This window comes from Pseudomonas sivasensis (assembly GCF_052938085.1).
In genome coordinates this window covers 942,197-961,574 of the sequence record NZ_CP176442.1, presented here as the reverse complement: position 1 = coordinate 961,574, position 19,378 = coordinate 942,197, and the positions used below count along the sequence as shown (strand labels likewise).

Here is a 19,378-nt window from a genome sequence, read left to right as displayed (position 1 = left end):
TTGGGTTTTTAAGAAACCCTAAACTTGGCTCAGCAATCGTTGGTTACATCTTTGATTTCTCGCGGAGTAACTTGTGATGCTGATAATCTTGTTGACTATCAGTCTGACTCCACAAGCACCCACACGAATTGCTTGATTCAGTTGTTAAAGAGCGGTTGGTTAAGATCTTTCGTCTCAACCGAGGCGCGCATTCTACAGCAGCCTCATTTGCTGTCAAGTGATTATTTTCAGAAGCTTTCGAAGATTTCTTCAACAACTTCAACCACTTGCGCTTCTGATCTCTCATCAGCGGGAGGCGAATTCTACAGCGTTACACGCTGCTGTCAACACCTCTTTTTCAACTTCCTTTTGGCTTCGATGAACTGAAGCAGCACACTGCCGAAAACTGCGTAACTCATTGTTTATCAAGGAGTTTTCCGTTTCGACTGCGCCGGAAGTGGGGCGAATTATAGGCTCCCAGAATCTGCGGTCAAGCGTTAATTACGCTTTTGTTGCAGAAGGTGCTTTTTTCGCAATAAGCCGTGGGATTCGGCGCATCACCGGCGGTACACGCAACACCAGCAGCAGCGCAGCTATAGATAGATGCATAGATAGCCCACTCCTGTGATCACCCCGCACGATCCAAAATATATGCAGCAGCCCACCCCAGCAATGCGCGCCCGGCGCACAGACTTAGCTCCCCTCACACTGAATCCGCGCAGACCTGATAAGTCCCGCTATCAATCGCCTGACGGAAGGGCGGGCGCATAACCGCCGGGTGGAATGGATATTGGAGCGGTGAGCAGCGGGGTTGTTTTTAGCGCGCAGGAACAGTGATCATCGCCCTCCCCCCTGAAAGAACGGTTGGCGATGCTGAACATGGACGATCTGCTGGCCAGCCCTGACGAGCGCACCCTCAAACGCCAGTACGCCAAGCTGCTCAAGGTAACGCGGCCGGACGATGATCCCGTCGCCTTCCAGCGTCTGCGGGAAGCGTACGAGCGGGCGTTGCAGCGACTGCGTGCCGGCGACAGCCTCGTCGCCCACGCCCTCCCCCCTGCTGCGTATGAACAAGCAATGGCGCTGCTGGCCGAATTCGATGACTGGAAAGTCGACGAATGCTGGGCCCGCGCCGTGGCACAAGGGTGTGCCGCCGACTTTGAACAACTGCTGTTCCAGCGTTGCGTCAACGCACCCGACCGGCATCTACCGCTGTTGACCTGGGGCGTTGAAAAACGCCAATGGCTCACGCCATGGCAGCAAATAAACAGCGGCGGTTTTCCCCATCAACGCCTGGTCCACGCACTCAAGGGCGAGCTGTACGACGACCTTGAAAAATACCTGGCAGACGCCCAGCCTCAGGCGTTCTTCGAACGACTGGAGCGGGCATGCCGCCAGGGCTGGCTGGTTGACCTGACCCATCACCAGGCGTTGCAGGTGCAGGTGTTGCACCTGTTCACGGTGCAAGAAAGCTGGTCGCCGACTCTTTTCCAACAGGTCTGCCAGCTGTTCGCCTGGGACGCTGGCGCTGCGGTGCCTATCGATCAAGCCCGGTGGCAGGCCCTGGTCCGGCGCAGCGAGCAACACGTCTGGCTGAACGCGTTGCGAGATCAGGCGCAACAACCGGGTGCGGCGGCGTTGTTTTTGATGTGTGCAAAACCCGCGCAGCAAGCGCAATTGGCCGCCACGTTCGGAGAAGCCGATTGGCAGGCCTGCGAGCAACTGTCCGCAGCGTTTTCCACACGGTTCCCCGACCTGCTGGGCTTGTTCCCCAATCACAACCCGTGGTTCTGGCACGCCCTCGTCGGCTATCGCCCCACCCGCCACGGCCTGAAACGAGCCACCGCCGTCCTTGCAACCTGCCTGGCGTTGGGTAGTCTCTCCAGCCGATTCGCACTCGGCCCGACCTTATTGATGCTGCCGCTATACCTACTGGGCGGCTGGTTGATGGCCCGCGTCGGCCAGTGGCTGCTGACCTACTGGACCGTCATGGCCGAGAGCCTGCAAGACCTCGACCAACGCGTCAGCCGCTGGTGTGCGCGCCGCAAATGGATCCCCGACCGCCGCTATCGGGTGATCCGCAACGGCGGCCCATTAGTAGCGCTGGGTTTTGTCGTGTGGCAATGGCTTGGGTGGTTGGGGCTTGCTACCTACGCAGTGACCGGTTTGATCGGCGTGCTCCAGCCGGCACGCTGGGCGCCAGCCGAGTATGAGTACCGCTGGCGGCGACCGTTGCAGGCGATCTATCGGATTGCCGGGCTGAGTGCGCCCCAATGGCTGTTTTGCGCAGTAATGGTCGCGGTGATTGCGTATATACAGTTGGAATTGCCCGGCACCGCGCTTACCCGAGGGGCATGGCGTTAACATGCCCGTTACCTGATTTTTTGCGTTGATATCCACGATCAAGGAAGACACCCCATGACCAATACGCTCTCCCAAGACTTCACCCAAATCCCCACAGGCATGCAGCCCTTTCCGGCGATTGAAGACGTATTCGTCGCCGATCAACTGGAACTGGCCAAGCATCTGCATCCGCTCTTCAGCCTTGACCTGGGCCAGGTGAATCCCGAATGGTCGGGCGTCGTGCACATGCTGAGCCCATTGGAGCCCTATGAGAGTCTTGTCGGCGAGCTGACCGAATGGGACGGCTTTCACGGTGACCTGCTGAAAACCAACTGGATCGGCTTTCAGCTTGAGCAGGGGCGATACCGCCTATGCGGCGACCCGCGCTACTTCTTTCTCCATGCAGGCAACGCGCAACTGGCCGACCCTCACCCCGGCGCGCGGGCGGACCTGGAGCGTCACTGTGCTGAGCAACACCGCGCATTTGCCCGCACGGTCGAGCGGTTCAACACCCACGGGGTACTGGCGCGCGAAGACGGCGAGCCGCTGGATGCGGTGGAGTTTGTCACCCAACTGGGCGGCGAAGTCGACGGCTTGGCTAACTGGGTGGAGTCGGTGGAGTTTCCGATGCAGATCATTGAACTGGACCCCGACCGTGGCGATTCGAACGTGTATCCCTTGAGCCCGGCCGGCAACCGGTTTTTCCACGTCGCCAGCGTGCCCGGCTGGCATTACCGCACCGCGGGGGCCGACTTGATCGTGATGTTCTACGAGCCGATTGAAGGCCTGGTGTTATTTACCTTCGACTACAGCTGAGCAAAGTGATGACTCAACGGACCAAAAAGCTTCTCGGTTGGGCCTTTCTAGCCTGCCTGGCAGTGCTGTTGGCTTACGCGCTCGTACATAAACCGCAATTCCCGTCGCAAATAGTCCTCAAGCAAGCGTTCATACCCGGGCAGTGGGTGTACATCGTGCAAGACGCGAGGAACGCAGGGGAGCCCAAAAGCCTGCGGTTCTACGCAGACGATTACGAAAGCAGCGACGAGGTGATGAAGGTGCGCCTGGGCAAGAAGCCACCGTTCCTGGTTTCGGACACCGACTTGCAGAATGTAGTGATCGAACGGGTCGCCAATGGCCTGCACATCAAACTCGATGGTGCAGTCGAGGTGTACCGAAGCAACCTCTACCTGGCCGATGGCGACACGTACACCACGTTCCGCGTCAATCTGGAACAACGCGACACGCGGCCGCCCTTGCCGAGCGGCCGGTAGGTTTATTTCAACAGGGCGATCAGCGCACAGACCACGGTGATCACCAGCGCCGGCCACTGCATCGGCATGAAAAAGAAGTGATGGCGCACCCCATCAGCGTGCGGATGCCGATTGAGCACGAAGCCCAGCACCACGTTGATCGCCGAGCCAACACCCGCGCCTATCAGGAACTGCATCAGCGAGACATTGCCTGGCTTGACGCTGGGATCAGGCCACAACCCCATCAACAACAGCACCATGGCCACCGGAGTGAACAGCGTGAGCCAGCCTGCGCCGCGATAAATCATCGTTTGATACTCCTGGGCTTAGGCCAACTCACGGGCTTGTTCTTCAACCGCAAACACCACATCCAGGGTGTTGAGGAACAGGTCATGGCTGAGGATGCCGGTGGCGATGGTCGACAGCACGGGCTTGCCGCTGTCGTCCTTGATCACCACGTTCTCGGTCCAGGCGTTGAGGTCGACGGTGCGCAACGATGCCATCGGCACTTTGCGGCCCTGGTACTCAAGGAAGGCGGCGCTGACCAGAATTGGCGTCGTGGTGATCTTGAGGAAGTTGCCGCTGACCCGCTTGCCCCAGACCTGCGCAGTGCTGATGCAATTGAACGTTACCGCCCCGCCCGCCTCCAGCGTCGCCGCCACCGCCGGCAGGCGTGCGCGTACGTGCAGTTCACGCACCAGCTGCTGGAAATCGTGAAAGCCCTTGAGGGTCTCGATCACCCGGTGAAACGGTTCCGAAGCATTGCGGCGATAGGCAACGTTGGTAACCATACCGGTCAACACGGTTTGGCCGGAGCCGAACAGATACAGGTCCTCGATATCGGCAAAGGCCGTGTATTCGCGCTCATCGTTCACGAAGCGCTCGATGCCGTGCTCGTACACGTCATAACGGGGCGCACGCAGCTTTTTGTGCCAGGCGTAGACCGCAAACATGCTCAGGCCGATCACCGCCAGCAAGGCGCTGGTGGCATAAAACACCATAAGCGGATCGCTGAAATTCAAGGTCATGCCGCGTGACGTCTGGAGAGTGACGGGGCCATTGTTGCCCTGCGGCAGGATGGTGCTCAGGTACAGCACAAACCCGGCCATCCCCAGCATCACAGAACCAAAGATCAAACTGACCACAAGAAAGGCTTTGCCATGACGGAAGCTGGCGATCAGCTCACCAGTATTGGAAGGCGATTGAAAAGGGGATGAGGGCATGGGGGCTTGCGTCCTTGTAAGTAGATAAAGCGGGCTGCTTGGGTGCGCTTGGCACGGCGAGTTGGAACATGGCCAATTAGTATCGTTCCTTGTGCAGAGGCCTTAATGTGATGCACGCCGCAAAGTGGGCCAGGTCTTTTTTTTCACACACAGAACAGTGATCATCCCCCTCCCCCCGTATGTTGAGGAACCAAGACCATGGAATTGACGCTGGAAGCTGTGGCGCTTTTTGCACTCAAGTTGGTGCATGAGGTGGACGGTGGCAGCCCGGTTTTGCGGGATGATCCGGTGATGGTTGGCTATGACAGGGAGGTGTTTGGGCTGTTGGTGCGGCAGGGGGATTTGGCTGAAATCTTGGTGAAGATTGATGAGTGTGCGGGCCAGGCTTTGATGGCGGTGGGCGGTGCCGACACAGTACTGGGACGTGAACTGCAACGGCTGGCGGCGGCTGTGCAAAATGCCCATCAACTGGATGAACTGCCCGAGCCGTTAACCACCCTCAAGGATTATCTAAAAGACATCCAGTGAGGCGACCTACCGCCGCCCTTCCACCGCCATGCGCACCGCCAACCCCATCAGCACTGAGCCCATCAGCCAGCGCTGCACCACTTGCCAACCGGGCCGGGTGACGAAAAACACCGCGATGGAGCCCGCCAGGGTGGCAATCACCGCGTTGACACCCACGCTGATAAAAATCTGCGTAAAGCCCAACACCAGTGATTGTGTCAGCACACTGCTATGGCCGTTCGGGTCGATGAACTGGGGCAGCAACGACAAATACATCACCGCCACCTTGGGGTTCAGCAGGTTGGTCACAAGCCCCATTGTGAACAGCTTGCGTGGGCTGTCCTTGGGTAAATCGCGCACCTGAAACGGTGAACGCCCGCCCGGTCTGATCGCTTGCCACGCCATATAGGCCAGGTACAACGCCCCACCAAACCGCAGCGCGTCGTAGGCAAACGGCACCGCCATGACCAACGCGGTAATTCCCAACGCCGCACAAAGCATATAAACCAAAAAACCCAACGCCACGCCGCCCAGGGAAATCAATCCAGCCGTACGGCCCTGACAGATCGAGCGGGATATGAGGTAAATCATGTTCGGTCCGGGCGTCAGCACCATGCCGAGGGAGATCAGCGCATAGGCAAGCCAGCTGGATAGTTCAGGCATGGTGCGGCTCCGGTTGTTGAAACATCTGGGCAAGGTTGTAAGGTTGGTCGCCATGGTAGGGCGTTCAAAATGCCCGCGTTAGATACAGATCCACGAGCAAATCGGCATACACCCACGAGGCAGGCCCATGATCGACTTCAACAACAAAGGTTTCTTCAAGCTCAAACAAAACAACGAATACGCCGAACGCGTAGCCGCCCTGCTGCTGGACGGCGAGGAAGTGGTCGACGCCTACAAAGCCATGCGCGACGGCGTAGTGTTTACCACCAAGCGCATCATCGCCGTGAACGTGCAGGGGATTACCGGGAGCAAGAAGGACTTCACGTCGCTGCCGTATAAAAATATCGTGGCGTACTCGGTGGAAACGTCCGGCACGTTTGATCTGGATTCGGAGTTGGAGATTTACTTTTCTTCGCTGGGGAAGGTGAAATTTGAATTTACGGGGAAGACGTCGATTGTTGAGATTTCGCGGTTGATTTCCAAGCACCTGCTGACCTGATCAGCAGGTAAAAATCAAAATATTCGAAACGATAGCGCTCTTCTGACCCCTGTCTCGTTTTCCCACACCCATCATCGAACAAATCCGACTTAGTCCGCTCATACCCCCTCTTAGGCTCACGTCCCCACACAAGGAGGTGAGCCTGTCATGTCAGAGCGCGCATACCCTCTCACCGAAGAACAACAACTCAAACAGCGAATCCTGACACCGCAACCGGCACGGCGGCCTTTTTCGCCATCGCTCCATCTATTCGACAGTCCTCCCGCGCCAGCCCCCTCCCCCACCAAGCCTCCCGGCTGCGTATTCACCAAACCCTGCCAACTGCCCGACGGCATCACCCACTACGCCGATCCCAGCGGTTTCGTACCGCTGGAGTTGGTCAAGGAGTACGGACATTTCAGCCTGCTGGGCGGGCGTGAAGTGGACGCTCGGAGGACGGTCTCGCTGCGCAAGATCAGCGGAAGCGCATTGCCCGTTGGCTTGGGGCAGTAGGCGTTGCGTGCAGCGGTGTTGGAGTCGGCAGCGACTGCTGTCGGCTCTGTAGCCGGGGCGTTGTTGACGGGGTTAGTGGCGTTGGCCTGGCCATCGGCGCTGGGTGATAGCGCGCTGTACAGCGATGAGCAATTGCGCTCGATGCAACGGGCTCGCTCACAGATGCGTTTGCATGTTGAGCAGTTGAAGGACGGCACGCTCAAGGGCTATGGGTTTTACACCGGCAACAATGCCGACTGTCAGATGATCGATGTGGTGCAGTTGCAAAGCCGTGGCGATCAGTTTGTGGCGGATTTGGGCCAAGGTGTGGAGCTGATCTGGACGCCTGCGGTTGATCCGGGGGACGCCCTGGGAATCCCAGCGTTGGAGGCTGCACCGCAGGCGCCGGTAATTTGGATTTACCCGCCAAACCAGAAGGCTGCGCAGATTTTGGTGAACCCGGTTTATCCGCCGGAATATCGGGATTTTATTCTGGTGTTCCCGGTGGAGTGGGGGGGTCGGCCGTTGTATGTGGTGGTCAGTGTTCGGGCTGGGGATCATACCTATCACCCCAAACCAAAACTCCTAGCTGCATTTCCGAAAGCCAAGTGGGCTCGCTCGAAAACTCCAATGACGGGGGGTGGCCAACGCCCAAGATGGAAAGATCCCGACGGGACGATCTATGAATGGGACGCTCAACATGGCGCTGTGGAAAAGTACTCCAAGCGCGGAATTCATCTCGGCGAGTTCGATCATTTGACCGGTAACCAACCTAAGCCAGCCAAGCCTGAAAGGACGGTAGAACCATGAACCACTCAGTTATGGGCGTTTTGCCTAACGAGGACTTTGCATCCTTTGAACAGGCGCTACCTCTGTCCACTCAAGACCTGATGGACATTATGGGGTGGGAGAAACTGGAGGATTGCGTATTTGACTATCTACTGACGGAAGAACAAGTACTCAAGATAGAAAAAGCGATTGCTCTAAAGCTGCCCACTCACTTTGACTTATTCATTACCTCACACGACTAAGTGAGCCAAGGGGCATTCAAACTCCATTCGCCGACTAAAGGCTGACGAGGATCTCCCTGGTGAGCGGGCTTGCCCCGCGCTGGGGCGCGAAGCGGCCCTGAAACCAAGCCCTGCGGTTCCTATGGAAAATCTCGGTGGCCGAGTTGGGGCTGCTTCGCAGACCTGCGCGAGGCAAGCCCGCTCACTACACATGCCCTTTCAGCTCAGGCAGTTGAAGGGCTGCTGTTCTGGATTTCTTCGTTAAATACCAACCGCGCACACAACCCACCACGCTCCAGGTTGTGCAACGCCAGCCGGCTGCCGATCTTGCCGACGATCATCTCGACAATCGCCAGCCCCAACCCGGCGCCATTGGCATTGTCACGGCTATAAAACCGCTCAAACAAACGCCCGATTTCCGCTTCATCAATCCCCGGCCCCTGGTCCTGCACGCTCAGGCAAAAGGCACCAATCACCACCTTCACCTCGCTGCCCGGGGGGGAAAAGTTGAGAGCGTTGGTCACCAGATTTTGCAGGGCGATGGCCAGTGCCACGGGCTCGGTTTCAACCCAGCATTCTTCGTCACCCTCCAGCACCAGCTCCACACCTTTCTCCATGGCCAGCGGGGTAAGTTCTGCCAATTCTTCGCGTACTAACTCTGTCAATTGCACACGGCTGCGCACAGGGTTGTTCAACTGCGGCTCAATGCGCGCCATGGTCAGTAACTGGCTGCCGATGCGGGTGGCGCGGTCGACACCGCTTACCAGAAATTCCAATGCCTCGCGTCGTTGCTCCACTGTCTCCGCGCTTTGGGCGTTTTGCGCATGGATACGCAGGATCGCCAGGGGGGTGCGCAGTTCGTGGGCGGCGTCGGCGATGAACCGGCGTTCGCGCTCCAACAACTCGTCCACCTGCACCAACAGCCGGTTGAGCGCGGTTTGCATGGGTTCCAGGTCGGAGGGCAGCGGTTTGAGGTGCAGCGGTTGCAAGGTGTCGGAATTGCGTCCACGAATCGACAGTGCCATGGCGCGCAGGGGTTTGAGACCCCAACCGATTAACAGCCAGATCAACACCGTCAGCAGCGGCACGCCGATGAGGGTCGGCCAGAGGGTGTGACGCATGATGCGTTGGATCACGTCTTGGCGGATGTCGTCGCGCTCACCCACCCAAATCAAAAGGCCCTGTTGCGGGTCGGCGAGGAGGAAGGCGCACCAGTCGTTGCCGTTGTCGATGATGTCGTGGGAACCAAGGGTCGCGGGCGGTGCGGCCAGCACCGGCGCTTCGGCTGAGCGTACAAGTAGCTGGCCGTCGCTGCGCCACACCTGGAAGGTCAGGCGAGTTTCATAGGGATGAGCCACGCCCTCTTCGCCCACGCGGCTCATGGCCTGATCAAACGCCTGGTACAAGCGGTCCCAATCCGCCTCGCCGGGGTCGCGCTGGCGCAGTACGCCTTGCAGCAGGCGCGCGCTTTGGGCGAGTTGGGCGTCGTAGACTTCTTCGATTTCGTGGTGACTGTCGCGCAGCACCAGCCAACTGATCAGGGCATCGCCGAGCAGGATCAACACCAGCACCGGCACGAGGATGCGCGCGCGCACGGAGGTCATGGCTTGAGTACCAGCACATAGCCAACGCCGCGCACGGTGCGTATGAGCTCGGTGGATAACTTTTTACGCAGGTTGTGAATCAACACTTCCAAGGTGTTGCTTTCGACGCGGTCCTGCCAGCCATACAACGCGCGAGACAAGCGCTCGCGGGTCACCACTTTGCCGGGGCGTACCATCAGTTGGTGCAGCAGTTGGTATTCCATGGGGGTGACGATGATGTCCTCATCCAGGTAACGCACCTGCTGGGTGGCGGGGTCGAGGTTGACGCCGGCGTGTTCGAGCATCGGTTGCGCACGGCCCTGGCTGCGGCGCAACAGCGCGCGCACGCGTGCCTTGAGCTCTTCGACGTCGAAGGGTTTGACCAAGTAGTCGTCGGCGCCAGCGTCCAATCCGGCGATGCGCTCGGCGGTGCCGTCGCGGGCGGTGAGGATCAGCACCGGAAGATCATGTTGCTCGGCGCGCAGTTGCTGCAACAGGTCGAGGCCGTCGAGGCGGGGCAGGCCGAGGTCCAGCAGCAGTAGATCGAAGCTCTCCGTGCGCAACGCATGCAGCGCCGCAACGCCATCCTGCAGCCAATCCAGGGTGTAGCCCTCGGCGCCCAAGGCCACACGAATCCCTTGGCCGAGGGCACGGTCATCTTCGACAAGGAGTAGGCGCATAGCAAAATCTCTGTAGGAATCGGCGGCATCATGCCGGGTTATGGCCGGGGCTATTTCAGCAAAGATGTTACGGCTCGTTGCCAACTAAGGTTGCCCTAAGGTTGGTTTTGCACTGTGAAATCTCCCACATTTGCTGAGAGCTTTTCCATGCGCAAAATTTTCCTGCTGTCCCTGATCCTCGCCAGCCCCCTGGCCTTCGCCGGCCCGCAATGCACCACCGCCGAGCGCTCGCAATGGCAAGACGAAAAAGCCTTCCAGGACAAGCTCAAGGCCGAGGGCTACACCATCAGCAAGTTCAAGGTCACTGATGGCAACTGCTATGAGATCTACGGGTTCGACAAGGACAAGCGCAAAGTTGAGATCTACCACGACCCGGTCACCGGCAAGGCCGTGAAGACTGAGATCAAAGGCTGATGCCAGGCGAATCCCTACGCCTGTGGGACCCGCTGGTGAGGCTGTTCCACGCCTCCATCGCCGGGGTCTTCGTCGCCAATTACTTCTTCAACGAAGCCGGCGACGACTGGCATGTCTGGCTGGGTTATTACGCCATGGCCTGGCTGCTGGTGCGAACGGTGTGGGGATTTGTCGGACCGCGCAGCGCACGGTGGGCAGACTTTTGGCCTACGCCAAAAAGGCTGAATGCCCACGCGCGCTCGTTGCTCAAGGGTAAGCCGCAACACCGCTTGGGGCATTCGCCGATTGGCGCGCTGGTGATGCTGTTGATGTTGCTGGCGTTACTCACCGTCGGCGTGAGTGGCTTTTTGATGCAGGAAGTCGATGCCCTCTGGGGCGCCGATTGGCCGCTGCAAGTCCACGAGACCGCCGCCAATGCGCTGCTTGGCTTGGTATGCCTGCATGTGCTGGCTGCCGTGTTTGAAAGTATCCAGGTGCGGGACAACCTGCCGTTATCCATGCTCACCGGTCGCAGGAAGCGCCTGCCGGATGAACGTGCGCAGTAATCCTTTTACCCACAGGTTCCCTATGCGCTCCGCCTTATTGATATGCAGCCTGCTGGCAGTGTTTTTCGCTGCCTGGCAAAGCCATCCGCCCCATGTGCTGGCGCCGTTTGCCCAGACCAGCCCGAACACCGCAAAAGTGGCGGCGCCGGCGCAGTACAGCAGCCGGTTCGTATCCACCCAGCTCACCGACTTTGTGCACTCCTCATCCGTGACCGCCCTGCCCGGCGGCGACTTGATGGCGGTGTGGTTCGCCGGCTCACGCGAAGGCGCCGCTGATGTGCAGGTGCGCACCGCGCGCTTTGATGCACGCACCGGCGAATGGGGCGCCGAACAGGTGCTGGCCACGCGGGAAAGCACCCGCGACGGAACCCAGCGTTATATCCGCAAGCTCGGCAACCCGGTGATTGCCCTGGCGCCGGATAAACGCCTGTGGATGTTTTATGTGTCGGTGTCAGTGGGCGGCTGGGCCACCAGTGCGATCAACGTGATGGTGTCGGATGACCTGGGGGCCAGTTGGACGGCCCCTCGGCAACTGGTGACCTCGCCGTTCTTCAATATCAGCACCCTGGTCCGCGCCGCGCCGGTGTTCCACGCCGACGGCTCCATCGGCCTGCCGGTGTACCACGAGTTCATGGGCAAGTTTGCCGAGTACCTGTACCTGAGCGCAGACGGAGCGGTGATCGACAAATTCCGTATCAGCCGCGGCAAGAATTCCCTGCAACCGACCATCGTGCCCCTGGACGGCCAACGCGCCGTGGCGATGTTGCGCTATGCCGGCGACACCCATCACCGCGTGCTGGCCAGCCGCACTGAAGACGCCGGGCAAACCTGGAGCCAGCCGTACCCGCTGGAACCGGCCAACCCTAACTCGTCGCTGGCGGCGGTGGGCACGGTGGACGATGGGTTGCTGGTGGCGCTCAATGACCTGCAGGACGGCCGCTTCAAGCTCAGCCTCTATGGCACCGACGCCCAGCTCAGCCAGTGGCGCACTGTGGTGCAACTGGACGAATCACCGGACCCGCTCGGCCAACCGTTCGCCCCCGAAGCTTATAAAGAGATCATCGGCGAAGGCTTTCGCGCCTCCAGCGGCGCGCAGCGTTTACCGCTGGAGCAACGTTTTCTCAGCAGCCTCGACTACCGCGTGTGCAAACCCCGTGGCTGCGATTTCGAATACGAGTACCCGTACTTCAGCCGCAGCCCGGACGGTATGTACCACCTGGTGTACTCATGGAATAACACGTTTATCAAACATGTCAGCTTCAACGAAGCCTGGCTGGCGGAGCGTCTGTGATGGTGTTGCTGTGGCAGGCGCATTTGAGTTTTGTGCTGTTGGGGTTTGTGCTGTTAAGCACGTTTCGATTTACCGCCCGATGGCGACCGTGGTTGCTGCCAGTCCTGGTGGTGGTGAGCGTTATCCCGATCAATGAGCTGCCATTGGCGGCCTATGTCCGCAGTTTTACCGATGATTTGGCGATCAGCACGCTGGTGTTGTTGGGGTGGGTTGCGCTGAGCCGTCTGGGCGTGGTGCAGCCGCTGGCTCGACCACATCAGGTGCAGATGTTGCTGCTGTTTGGCCTACTGAGCCTGGTGCTATACCCGGCCACGTTAGGCCTGACCTATTTCGACCCGTACCGCTTGGGCTTCAACCCTCGACCGATGATTGTGCTGGTCGCGGTGGCGGCGCTGTTGATGCTGTGGCTGCGCAATGCGCTGGCGGTGTGGATGTTGGTGATCGGCACGCTGGCGTTCGCATTGCGGCTCAAGGCCTCAGAGAACTATTGGGATTATCTGGTTGATCCGCTCTTGGCAGGCTACTGCGTCGTCGCTGGATTAATGCAACTCAAACTGTACTGCTTTAAAGAATGGAAAATTTGATGAGTGCGTTGCAATCACGTCGCCTGCGCTACGGCATGGGCGCGATCGGGTTGGTGTTTGTGCTGCTGGCTGCGTTGCGACTGGTGTTTGTGCTGGGTTTTTCCGGCCTTGATGTGATAACCCCTGCACTGCTGGAAACCCTCGGCATCGGCCTGCGTTTCGATCTGCGCCTGGCGGTGTTGCTGCTGCTGCCGCTGGCCGTGCTGGCATGGCTGCCGCGCTGGAACCTCACCACGCTGCCAGTCCTGCGCTGGCTGGCACGTGCCTACCTGGTGGTCGCACTGGCGATGATCGGCCTGGTGTACATCATCGACTTCGGCCATTACGCCTACCTCGGCGTACGCATCAATGCGACGGTGCTGCGCTACCTGCAAGACGCACAGATTTCACAACAGATGGTGTGGGAAACCTATCCAGTGCTGTGGATAACCGCCTGCTGGCTGGCGGCAGTGGGGTTGTGGGTATGGGCGTTGATCTGCCTGGAGCGCCTGACCCTGGACCGTGCGCCAACCCCCATTAATCGATGGGCGGTGACGTCAGTCTCAGTAGTTGGCGTGGTCGCCGTGCTGCTCGCCCTGCTGGGGCGCGTGGCCAACCTCAACCTGGAAAACCCGGTGCCGCTGCGCTGGAGCGATGCGTTCTTTTCCGGCAACAGCCAGGTGGCCGCCGTGGGCCTCAACCCGGTGCTGTTTTTGTACGACACCCTCAAGGTCGGCCAATCGCAGTTCGATGAAGCCCAGGTGCGTAAGCATTACCCGCAAGTCGCCCAGTACTTGGGGGTGGATCAACCGGACGCCCAGCAACTGAATTTCACCCGCCACCAGGGTGTGCAGCCCTATCGCCTGGCCGGCGAGCGCCCGCTGAACGTAATCTTCGTGATGCTCGAATCCCTTGGCACGAGCGCCGTCGGGGCCTACGGCAACCCGCTCAATCCCACGCCGAACCTGGATAAACTGGCCAGCCAAAGCTGGTTCTTCAAGCACTTCTACGTACCGGTCACCGGCACCGCCAAGACTGTCTGGGCCAGCATCACCGGCGTGCCCGACGTCACCCGCCAGGAGACTGCCACGCGCAATCCGCTGATCACCCGGCAACACACGGTGATCAACGCATTCGAGGGCTATCAGAAGTTCTACATGATCGGCGGCAACGCCGGCTGGGCGAACATCAACGCGCTGATCCGCCAGAGCATCGACGACGTGCAGCTGTTTGAAGAGAGCGACTGGCAATCGCCACGGGTGGATGTGTGGGGTATTTCAGACTTGGACCTGTTCAAGGAAGGTGACGAACTGTTGAGCAGGATGCCCAAGGACCAGCCGTTCTTCGCCTACCTGCAAACCTCCGGCAACCATCGACCCTTCACGATTCCCAAAGACAACGACGGTTTCCAGGTGGCGAACGTGACCCTGGAGCAAGTCCAGGCAGCCGGTTCGCGCAGTGTCGAGCAATACAACGCGGTGCGCCTGCTCGACTACAACATCGGCCGCTTGATGGAAATCGCCAAGGCCGGTGGTTACTACGACAACAGCATTTTTGTGTTCTTCGGCGACCACAACACGCGCATCAGCCAGATCCCGCACATGCCGCCTGCCTTTGAACAGCTGGGGCTGGAAAGCAACAACGTGCCGTTGTTGATCCACGCGCCGGGCCTGGCACCTAGGGTGATCGAACAGGCGGTGGGCCTGGCGGATTTGTTGCCGACCGTTGCGGGCATGGCAGGCGTGCCGTTCACCAATGGCGCCATGGGCCGGGATATCCAACAGCCTGCTCCGGAAGGGGAACGCGTGGTGCCGCTGGTGTTGCGTGAGGGAACGTTCCCAATCATCGGCGGCGTGACCCAACACTTCCTGTTGCAAATGCAACACGACGGCAGCTCACCGACCCTGCATGACCTGGCCTCAAAGACACCGCGAGAGGATGTGGCAACGCAACATCCCGCAGAGTTTCAGCGTTTGCAGGCGCTGACCCGTGGGCTGCATGAGAGTGCGCGGTTGATGCTGTTCAAAAATGTGCGGGAGTGATTATTTGGGTTGGAAGGTTTCGAGGTAGGCCAGGATGTTGTCGATTTTCTCCTGATCACTGATGCCCCAAAAGATCATCCGCGTACCGCTCACCACCTTCTTCGGCGCCTCGATATAGGCGGCGAGCTTGTCCCGCGTCCAGACCACGCCGGAGTTTTTCATCGCGTCAGAATACTGATAGTCGGTGGTGGTGCCGGCAGGCCTGCCGATGATGCCGTTGAGTTCCGGGCCGAACCCACCGCGCGCCCCTTCGCCGACGCTGTGGCAGCCGCCGCAGGTCTTGGTAAAGAGCTTGCCACCCGCCTCGGCGTCGCCGGCCGCGAGGGCTGACTGGGTGTTGAGGATCAGGGCGAGGGTGAGCAGGACGTACTTCATGGGAACTCCACATCGGCGAATGCGGGCGATTATGCCTGTTTGTCAGGAACGCATGCCCATCCAGATCAGCGCTTCGGTCCACGCTCGATCAGGGGAGCATTCAGGGTCGACAGCCTTTTGCGTGCATTGCAGAGCACAGGGATCGTGCCGCACCTCCCCGCAAACAAGCAAAATAGACCCCTCTGAGTAACCACCCATCGTTTTGGACATATCCAATCGAACCTATCCGATGGTCTTCCACTCCACCTTACTGAACCCTGATGGTGGAGTAACGATCATGGCTCAGCCATCGATTTTAGTACTGGAAGACGACGAGATCATTCGCTCGTTAATGGTGGATGTACTTGAGGATTTTGGGGCTCATGTGACGTCATTTCCTTCGGCGGATGAAGGGATGATTTTTCTGGAGCGGGATGATGAACCGGTCGACTTGATTGTCAGTGATGTTCAGATGCCAGGTTTGCTCAACGGCTATGACTTGAGCCGGGTAGTGGCCCATCGTTGGCCAGAGGTAAAGGTAGTGCTGACATCCGGCAACACTAAGATCGCGGCGCAACTGGGTAGCTCTGTGCGGTTTCTACCGAAACCGTGGAGCGCCGAACACCTGATTGAGTGCGTGCAAACGGCACTGACCCAGCAAAGCCCGCACCTGCATTGATAGCATCGCAACATCACTGAAGCCGAACTTTGGGACAAACACTGCGGTCATTAATGAGCAAGGAGAGACTTTTCTGATCCGCTGGTCAGGCTTTTCGCCTTGTGCGTACAGCCAATGGCCATGAGGTGTGTAGAATCACTGCCCAATTCTATGCGTCATTTATGGCCGGCAGGCCCACAGTTCGAGCTTATTGAATGCATTCACAGGCCCCTGACGGTGGTGTGCCCTCGTTGTTGGAAGCGTTGCGCACAGGCACGGCCCTGCTGCATGTAGCGCTGGAAAAGCGCCTGCCGTTTTTCAGCGAATACCTGAATGCCGACTGGTTTCGACGCTTGCTCCAGGCGTATTACGGGTTTTATGGGCCAATGGAAGCAGCGCTGTACGATTGTGAGTTGATCCCTGATGGCTATGACACAGAACTGCGTGTGAAAACGCCCACTCTGTTGAGCGATCTTCTCGCCCTTGGCCTGAATGACATGGCTATCAACGACCTGCCCCGCTGCACCCAACTGCCGCTCCTCGATACCCCTGCTGCATGCCTGGGCGCCTTGTATGTGCTCGAAGGCGCTACGCTGGGCGGCCAGGTACTGCGCCGGGAAATGGCTCAGCGCCTGGGTCTGGACGCCGATAACGGCGGTGCGTTTCTCAATGTGTATGGCCCCGAGACTGGTCGGCGCTGGAAAGACTTTCTCGACTATCTGGGCCACCAGCCGCTGGACGCACCAGCCAAACAACACGCGGTAGACGCGGCCCGTTCGACATTCCGCTGCTTTGAGCAATGGCTCGACAGCCAGGAGGTATTGCTATGAAACCCGATGATTTTGAAGAGCTGCTTGCCAACTGTGCGGACGAGCCTATTCGCATTCCAGGGGCCATCCAGCCCCATGGTGTGTTGCTGACGCTGTCTGACCCCGGCTTGCAGATCATCCAAGTCAGCGCCAACGTCGCCAGCCTGTTCAATCATGCACCGGAGACGCTGCTGGACCAGCCGCTGCACCGGTTGCTGGGCGCAGAGCACGCTAAGGCTGTGCAACACATGGTCGAGCTCAACAACTTTATCGACGCGCCGCCGCTGCACGTCACTTTCAACGGCACCAAGTTCGATGGCCTGCTTCATCGCCATCAGGGCGTGCTGATACTGGAATTCGAACCGTTGCTGGAGAATTTCCAGCCGCGTGCAATGAATCGTCGCACCAGTGATTTGGGCAAGATGCTGCAACGTTTGCAGGCGGCGAAAACCCTGCAAGCGCTGTACGAAATCAGCGTGCATGAAATCCAAGCCATGACCGGCTACGACCGCGTGCTGATCTACCGCTTCGAAGAGGAAGGCCACGGCCAAGTGATCGCCGAAGCGTCCGCGCCGTCCATGGAACTGTTCAACGGGCTGTTCTTCCCCGCGTCCGATATTCCCGAGCAGGCCCGCGAACTGTATCGCACCAACTGGTTGCGCATCATTCCCAACGCGGCCTACGAGCCAGTGCCACTGCTGCCCAAACTGCGCCCGGACAACGGTGAGCCGCTGGACCTCAGCTTCGCCACCCTGCGCAGTGTGTCGCCGATTCACTGTCAGTACATGCAGAACATGGGTGTGCTGTCGTCCATGAGCATCTCGCTGATGAAGGGCGACAAACTCTGGGGCCTGATCAGCTGCGGCAACCGTGAACCGCTGCTGGTGCCCAACGAGTTGCGCACCGCCTGCCAGACCATCGGCCAGGTGTTGTCATTGCAGATCAGCGCCATGGAAGCCTTGGACCTGAGCCGCCAGCGCGAGGAAAAAGTCGAGGCCCTGGCGTTACTGGATCAGGCGATGAAAGCCTCGGCGGACAACGTGTTTGATGGCCTGGCCCTGCAAGGCCAAGTGCTGATGGACCTGACCCTGTCCGGCGGTGTGGCGATCATCGAAGACAAGCAACTGCACCGCTACGGCAACTGCCCGGAACCGGCGCAGATCCGCGCGTTGCACAAGTGGCTTCAAGAGAGCGGCGATACGGTGTTTTCAAGCCATAACCTGGCCTCCGTCTACCCGCCGGCCGCTGAGTTTCAGCAGATGGCCAGCGGTGTCCTGGCCATGAGCCTGCCTAAACCGGTGGATAACGGTGTGCTGTGGTTCCGCCCGGAAGTGAAGGAGAACATCAACTGGAGCGGCGACCCGAACAAGCCACTGGATCTGGAAAACTCCGACGCTGGCTTGCGCCTTCGCCCACGCACTTCGTTTGAAATCTGGAAAGTGGAAATGGCCGGCATCTCCACCAAGTGGAGCCATGGTGACCTGTTTGCCGCCAATGACCTGCGTCGCTCCGCCCTGGAAAACGACCTGGCACGCCAGGTAGCGCGTGAGCAACAAGCCGTGCGCGCCCGTGATGAACTGGTGGCGGTGGTATCCCACGACTTGCGCAACCCGATGACGGTCATTTCGATGTTGTGCGGCATGATGCAAAAGGCCTTCAGCTCCGATGGCCCACACACGTCGCGGCGGATTTCCACGGCCATCGACACCATGCAGCAAGCCGCCGGGCGTATGAATGTGCTGCTGGAAGACTTGCTCGACACTTCGAAAATCGAGGCCGGGCGCTATGTGGTCAAGCCAGTGGCGCTGGATGTGAGCCAGATGTTCGAAGAGGCTTACTCGTTGCTCGCACCGCTGGCGATGGAAAAAGGCATCGACCTGTCGTTCAGCGCCGAGCCTGATCTGGTGATCAACGGCGACCCTGAGCGGATGTTCCAGGTGCTCTCGAACCTGATCGGCAACGCCATCAAGTTCACGCCGCGCCAAGGCACTATCGGCATCAGTGCCATGAGCAATGGTGAGGAGACCGTGTTTTCGGTGCGCGACTCCGGCGAGGGCATTGCGCCGGAGCAATTGCCCCATGTGTTCGACCGCTATTGGACCCAGACCGAAAACAATCCAACGGGCAGTGGCTTGGGGCTCTACATCACCCAGGGCATCGTCCACGCCCACGGCGGCAAGATCATTGCTGAAAGTGAAGTGGGGCGCGGCAGCGAGTTCCGGTTTACGGTGCCGAACGTAATTGAAAACTCACCGACCTAAGCGCCAGCGACCTTGTGGCAAGGGGTCTCTGGCAATAACCAGACATGGCCTGCTCTAGAGAGCGGCCTCAACCTCCGTCATATCTTGCAGCAGGGCGTTTATAGCTCGACGCCCCTCGTCCTCTATAAGTTTGTCGCCACTTCGCTCAACAGGGCGAAGTCACCCTCGACTGATAGAAGGATACTTCCATGCTCGGCCCTATAAATTCTCCCCCTCTGCCTGCTCAATACCCC

Annotated in this window: 20 protein-coding genes and 2 pseudogenes; 15 read left to right on the top strand and 7 right to left on the bottom strand. The window is 59.2% G+C overall.

The window, feature by feature from the left end; all coding sequences use genetic code 11:
- Window positions 1-480 precede the first annotated feature (480 nt).
- Window positions 481-642 (bottom strand): annotated as a pseudogene (locus ACKZ62_RS04600) (protein-methionine-sulfoxide reductase heme-binding subunit MsrQ); the annotation flags it as partial.
- Between the two features lie 207 nt (window positions 643-849).
- On the opposite strand from ACKZ62_RS04600, the gene ACKZ62_RS04595 reads away from it, so the two are divergent.
- The 3 genes from ACKZ62_RS04595 to ACKZ62_RS04585 are packed head-to-tail and all read left to right on the top strand — an operon-like array spanning window position 850 to window position 3,593.
- Entirely contained in the window at window positions 850-2,343 is a 1,494-nt protein-coding gene (locus ACKZ62_RS04595; protein WP_447096377.1) for a hypothetical protein, read from the top strand.
- A gap of 54 nt (window positions 2,344-2,397) precedes the next feature.
- Entirely contained in the window at window positions 2,398-3,138 is a 741-nt protein-coding gene (locus ACKZ62_RS04590; RefSeq protein WP_099602183.1) for a hypothetical protein, read from the top strand.
- A gap of 8 nt (window positions 3,139-3,146) precedes the next feature.
- Window positions 3,147-3,593 carry a hypothetical protein gene (locus ACKZ62_RS04585; protein WP_447096376.1) on the top strand — a complete coding sequence of 149 codons (447 nt, stop codon included), beginning with the start codon at window positions 3,147-3,149 and terminating at the stop codon, window positions 3,591-3,593.
- Between the two features lie 2 nt (window positions 3,594-3,595).
- Here the strand turns inward: ACKZ62_RS04585 and ACKZ62_RS04580 are convergent, their stop codons facing one another.
- Window positions 3,596-3,880 (bottom strand): hypothetical protein, encoded by a 285-nt coding sequence (locus ACKZ62_RS04580; protein WP_032885648.1) that lies wholly within the window; start codon window positions 3,878-3,880, stop codon window positions 3,596-3,598.
- A gap of 18 nt (window positions 3,881-3,898) precedes the next feature.
- Window positions 3,899-4,795 (bottom strand): hypothetical protein, encoded by an 897-nt coding sequence (locus tag ACKZ62_RS04575; protein WP_032885647.1) that lies wholly within the window; start codon window positions 4,793-4,795, stop codon window positions 3,899-3,901.
- A gap of 198 nt (window positions 4,796-4,993) precedes the next feature.
- Between ACKZ62_RS04575 and ACKZ62_RS04570 the strand changes: the two genes are divergently transcribed.
- Entirely contained in the window at window positions 4,994-5,323 is a 330-nt protein-coding gene (locus ACKZ62_RS04570) for a hypothetical protein (protein ID WP_122763878.1), read from the top strand.
- Between the two features lie 6 nt (window positions 5,324-5,329).
- Here ACKZ62_RS04570 and ACKZ62_RS04565 read toward each other — a convergent pair whose 3' ends face one another.
- Complete coding sequence (locus tag ACKZ62_RS04565) at window positions 5,330-5,965, bottom strand: LysE family translocator (protein WP_122763879.1); 636 nt, start codon at window positions 5,963-5,965, stop codon at window positions 5,330-5,332.
- A gap of 127 nt (window positions 5,966-6,092) precedes the next feature.
- Here ACKZ62_RS04565 and ACKZ62_RS04560 point away from each other — a divergent pair, with 127 nt between their 5' ends.
- The 3 genes and pseudogenes from ACKZ62_RS04560 (at window position 6,093) to ACKZ62_RS04550 (ending at window position 7,966) form a co-directional block, all read left to right on the top strand.
- Window positions 6,093-6,464 carry a PH domain-containing protein gene (locus ACKZ62_RS04560; RefSeq protein ID WP_032885644.1) on the top strand — a complete coding sequence of 124 codons (372 nt, stop codon included), beginning with the start codon at window positions 6,093-6,095 and terminating at the stop codon, window positions 6,462-6,464.
- Between the two features lie 147 nt (window positions 6,465-6,611).
- Window positions 6,612-7,745, top strand: a pseudogene (locus ACKZ62_RS04555) (colicin E3/pyocin S6 family cytotoxin).
- Entirely contained in the window at window positions 7,742-7,966 is a 225-nt protein-coding gene (locus tag ACKZ62_RS04550; protein ID WP_122763880.1) for a pyocin S6 family toxin immunity protein, read from the top strand. The pseudogene ACKZ62_RS04555 and the gene ACKZ62_RS04550 overlap by 4 nt, the downstream one beginning before the upstream one ends.
- 203 nt (window positions 7,967-8,169) lie before the next feature.
- Here ACKZ62_RS04550 and ACKZ62_RS04545 read toward each other — a convergent pair whose 3' ends face one another.
- Both ACKZ62_RS04545 and ACKZ62_RS04540 read right to left on the bottom strand, forming a co-directional pair.
- Window positions 8,170-9,549: a sensor histidine kinase gene (locus ACKZ62_RS04545; RefSeq protein ID WP_122763881.1), complete on the bottom strand. Its 1,380-nt coding sequence runs from the start codon at window positions 9,547-9,549 to the stop codon at window positions 8,170-8,172.
- On the bottom strand, window positions 9,546-10,208 hold the full coding sequence (locus ACKZ62_RS04540; protein ID WP_032885641.1) for a response regulator: 663 nt from the start codon (window positions 10,206-10,208) through the stop codon (window positions 9,546-9,548). The genes ACKZ62_RS04545 and ACKZ62_RS04540 overlap by 4 nt, the downstream gene beginning before the upstream one ends.
- 147 nt (window positions 10,209-10,355) lie before the next feature.
- Between ACKZ62_RS04540 and ACKZ62_RS04535 the strand changes: the two genes are divergently transcribed.
- Genes ACKZ62_RS04535 through ACKZ62_RS04515 form a run of 5 tightly spaced genes read left to right on the top strand, consistent with a single transcriptional unit; the run spans window position 10,356 to window position 15,063 of the window.
- Window positions 10,356-10,622 (top strand): PepSY domain-containing protein, encoded by a 267-nt coding sequence (locus ACKZ62_RS04535; RefSeq protein ID WP_447096375.1) that lies wholly within the window; start codon window positions 10,356-10,358, stop codon window positions 10,620-10,622.
- Window positions 10,622-11,167, top strand: coding sequence for a cytochrome b/b6 domain-containing protein (locus tag ACKZ62_RS04530; RefSeq protein ID WP_099602188.1), 546 nt, complete (start codon window positions 10,622-10,624; stop codon window positions 11,165-11,167). Before ACKZ62_RS04535 ends, ACKZ62_RS04530 begins: the two co-directional genes overlap by 1 nt.
- Before the next feature lie 22 nt (window positions 11,168-11,189).
- The gene (locus ACKZ62_RS04525; RefSeq protein WP_095186393.1) at window positions 11,190-12,458 is read left to right on the top strand and encodes a sialidase family protein; all 1,269 of its coding nucleotides are present in this window, start codon (window positions 11,190-11,192) and stop codon (window positions 12,456-12,458) included.
- Window positions 12,458-13,042: a hypothetical protein gene (locus tag ACKZ62_RS04520; protein WP_122680690.1), complete on the top strand. Its 585-nt coding sequence runs from the start codon at window positions 12,458-12,460 to the stop codon at window positions 13,040-13,042. The genes ACKZ62_RS04525 and ACKZ62_RS04520 overlap by 1 nt, the downstream gene beginning before the upstream one ends.
- The gene (locus ACKZ62_RS04515; RefSeq protein WP_447096374.1) at window positions 13,042-15,063 is read left to right on the top strand and encodes an LTA synthase family protein; all 2,022 of its coding nucleotides are present in this window, start codon (window positions 13,042-13,044) and stop codon (window positions 15,061-15,063) included. Before ACKZ62_RS04520 ends, ACKZ62_RS04515 begins: the two co-directional genes overlap by 1 nt.
- On the opposite strand, the gene ACKZ62_RS04510 is transcribed toward ACKZ62_RS04515, so the two are convergent.
- On the bottom strand, window positions 15,064-15,438 hold the full coding sequence (locus tag ACKZ62_RS04510; RefSeq protein WP_032885636.1) for a c-type cytochrome: 375 nt from the start codon (window positions 15,436-15,438) through the stop codon (window positions 15,064-15,066).
- A 277-nt stretch (window positions 15,439-15,715) separates the two neighbouring features.
- Here ACKZ62_RS04510 and ACKZ62_RS04505 point away from each other — a divergent pair, with 277 nt between their 5' ends.
- The 3 genes from ACKZ62_RS04505 (at window position 15,716) to ACKZ62_RS04495 (ending at window position 19,145) form a co-directional block, all read left to right on the top strand.
- On the top strand, window positions 15,716-16,096 hold the full coding sequence (locus tag ACKZ62_RS04505; RefSeq protein ID WP_122755884.1) for a response regulator: 381 nt from the start codon (window positions 15,716-15,718) through the stop codon (window positions 16,094-16,096).
- Between the two features lie 194 nt (window positions 16,097-16,290).
- Window positions 16,291-16,905, top strand: a complete 615-nt coding sequence (locus ACKZ62_RS04500) for a biliverdin-producing heme oxygenase (protein WP_447096373.1) — start codon at window positions 16,291-16,293, stop codon at window positions 16,903-16,905.
- On the top strand, window positions 16,902-19,145 hold the full coding sequence (locus ACKZ62_RS04495) for an ATP-binding protein (RefSeq protein WP_447096372.1): 2,244 nt from the start codon (window positions 16,902-16,904) through the stop codon (window positions 19,143-19,145). Before ACKZ62_RS04500 ends, ACKZ62_RS04495 begins: the two co-directional genes overlap by 4 nt.
- Window positions 19,146-19,378: the final 233 nt, after the last annotated feature.

What these genes read in the sequence shown, in the direction of transcription:
- ACKZ62_RS04550 (WP_122763880.1), top strand. Translation starts at nt 7,742, where the DNA reads ATGAACCACTCAGTTATGGGCGTTTTGCCTAACGAGGACTTTGCATCC.
- ACKZ62_RS04530 (WP_099602188.1), top strand. Translation starts at nt 10,622, where the DNA reads ATGCCAGGCGAATCCCTACGCCTGTGGGACCCGCTGGTGAGGCTGTTC.
- ACKZ62_RS04520 (WP_122680690.1), top strand. Translation starts at nt 12,458, where the DNA reads ATGGTGTTGCTGTGGCAGGCGCATTTGAGTTTTGTGCTGTTGGGGTTT.
- ACKZ62_RS04505 (WP_122755884.1), top strand. Translation starts at nt 15,716, where the DNA reads ATGGCTCAGCCATCGATTTTAGTACTGGAAGACGACGAGATCATTCGC.
- ACKZ62_RS04585 (WP_447096376.1), top strand. Translation starts at nt 3,147, where the DNA reads ATGACTCAACGGACCAAAAAGCTTCTCGGTTGGGCCTTTCTAGCCTGC.
- ACKZ62_RS04595 (WP_447096377.1), top strand. Translation starts at nt 850, where the DNA reads ATGCTGAACATGGACGATCTGCTGGCCAGCCCTGACGAGCGCACCCTC.
- ACKZ62_RS04580 (WP_032885648.1), bottom strand. Translation starts at nt 3,880, where the DNA reads ATGATTTATCGCGGCGCAGGCTGGCTCACGCTGTTCACTCCGGTGGCC.
- ACKZ62_RS04540 (WP_032885641.1), bottom strand. Translation starts at nt 10,208, where the DNA reads ATGCGCCTACTCCTTGTCGAAGATGACCGTGCCCTCGGCCAAGGGATT.
- ACKZ62_RS04565 (WP_122763879.1), bottom strand. Translation starts at nt 5,965, where the DNA reads ATGCCTGAACTATCCAGCTGGCTTGCCTATGCGCTGATCTCCCTCGGC.
- ACKZ62_RS04525 (WP_095186393.1), top strand. Translation starts at nt 11,190, where the DNA reads ATGCGCTCCGCCTTATTGATATGCAGCCTGCTGGCAGTGTTTTTCGCT.
- ACKZ62_RS04560 (WP_032885644.1), top strand. Translation starts at nt 6,093, where the DNA reads ATGATCGACTTCAACAACAAAGGTTTCTTCAAGCTCAAACAAAACAAC.
- ACKZ62_RS04495 (WP_447096372.1), top strand. Translation starts at nt 16,902, where the DNA reads ATGAAACCCGATGATTTTGAAGAGCTGCTTGCCAACTGTGCGGACGAG.
- ACKZ62_RS04570 (WP_122763878.1), top strand. Translation starts at nt 4,994, where the DNA reads ATGGAATTGACGCTGGAAGCTGTGGCGCTTTTTGCACTCAAGTTGGTG.
- ACKZ62_RS04515 (WP_447096374.1), top strand. Translation starts at nt 13,042, where the DNA reads ATGAGTGCGTTGCAATCACGTCGCCTGCGCTACGGCATGGGCGCGATC.
- ACKZ62_RS04545 (WP_122763881.1), bottom strand. Translation starts at nt 9,549, where the DNA reads ATGACCTCCGTGCGCGCGCGCATCCTCGTGCCGGTGCTGGTGTTGATC.
- ACKZ62_RS04500 (WP_447096373.1), top strand. Translation starts at nt 16,291, where the DNA reads ATGCATTCACAGGCCCCTGACGGTGGTGTGCCCTCGTTGTTGGAAGCG.
- ACKZ62_RS04535 (WP_447096375.1), top strand. Translation starts at nt 10,356, where the DNA reads ATGCGCAAAATTTTCCTGCTGTCCCTGATCCTCGCCAGCCCCCTGGCC.
- ACKZ62_RS04575 (WP_032885647.1), bottom strand. Translation starts at nt 4,795, where the DNA reads ATGCCCTCATCCCCTTTTCAATCGCCTTCCAATACTGGTGAGCTGATC.
- ACKZ62_RS04510 (WP_032885636.1), bottom strand. Translation starts at nt 15,438, where the DNA reads ATGAAGTACGTCCTGCTCACCCTCGCCCTGATCCTCAACACCCAGTCA.
- ACKZ62_RS04590 (WP_099602183.1), top strand. Translation starts at nt 2,398, where the DNA reads ATGACCAATACGCTCTCCCAAGACTTCACCCAAATCCCCACAGGCATG.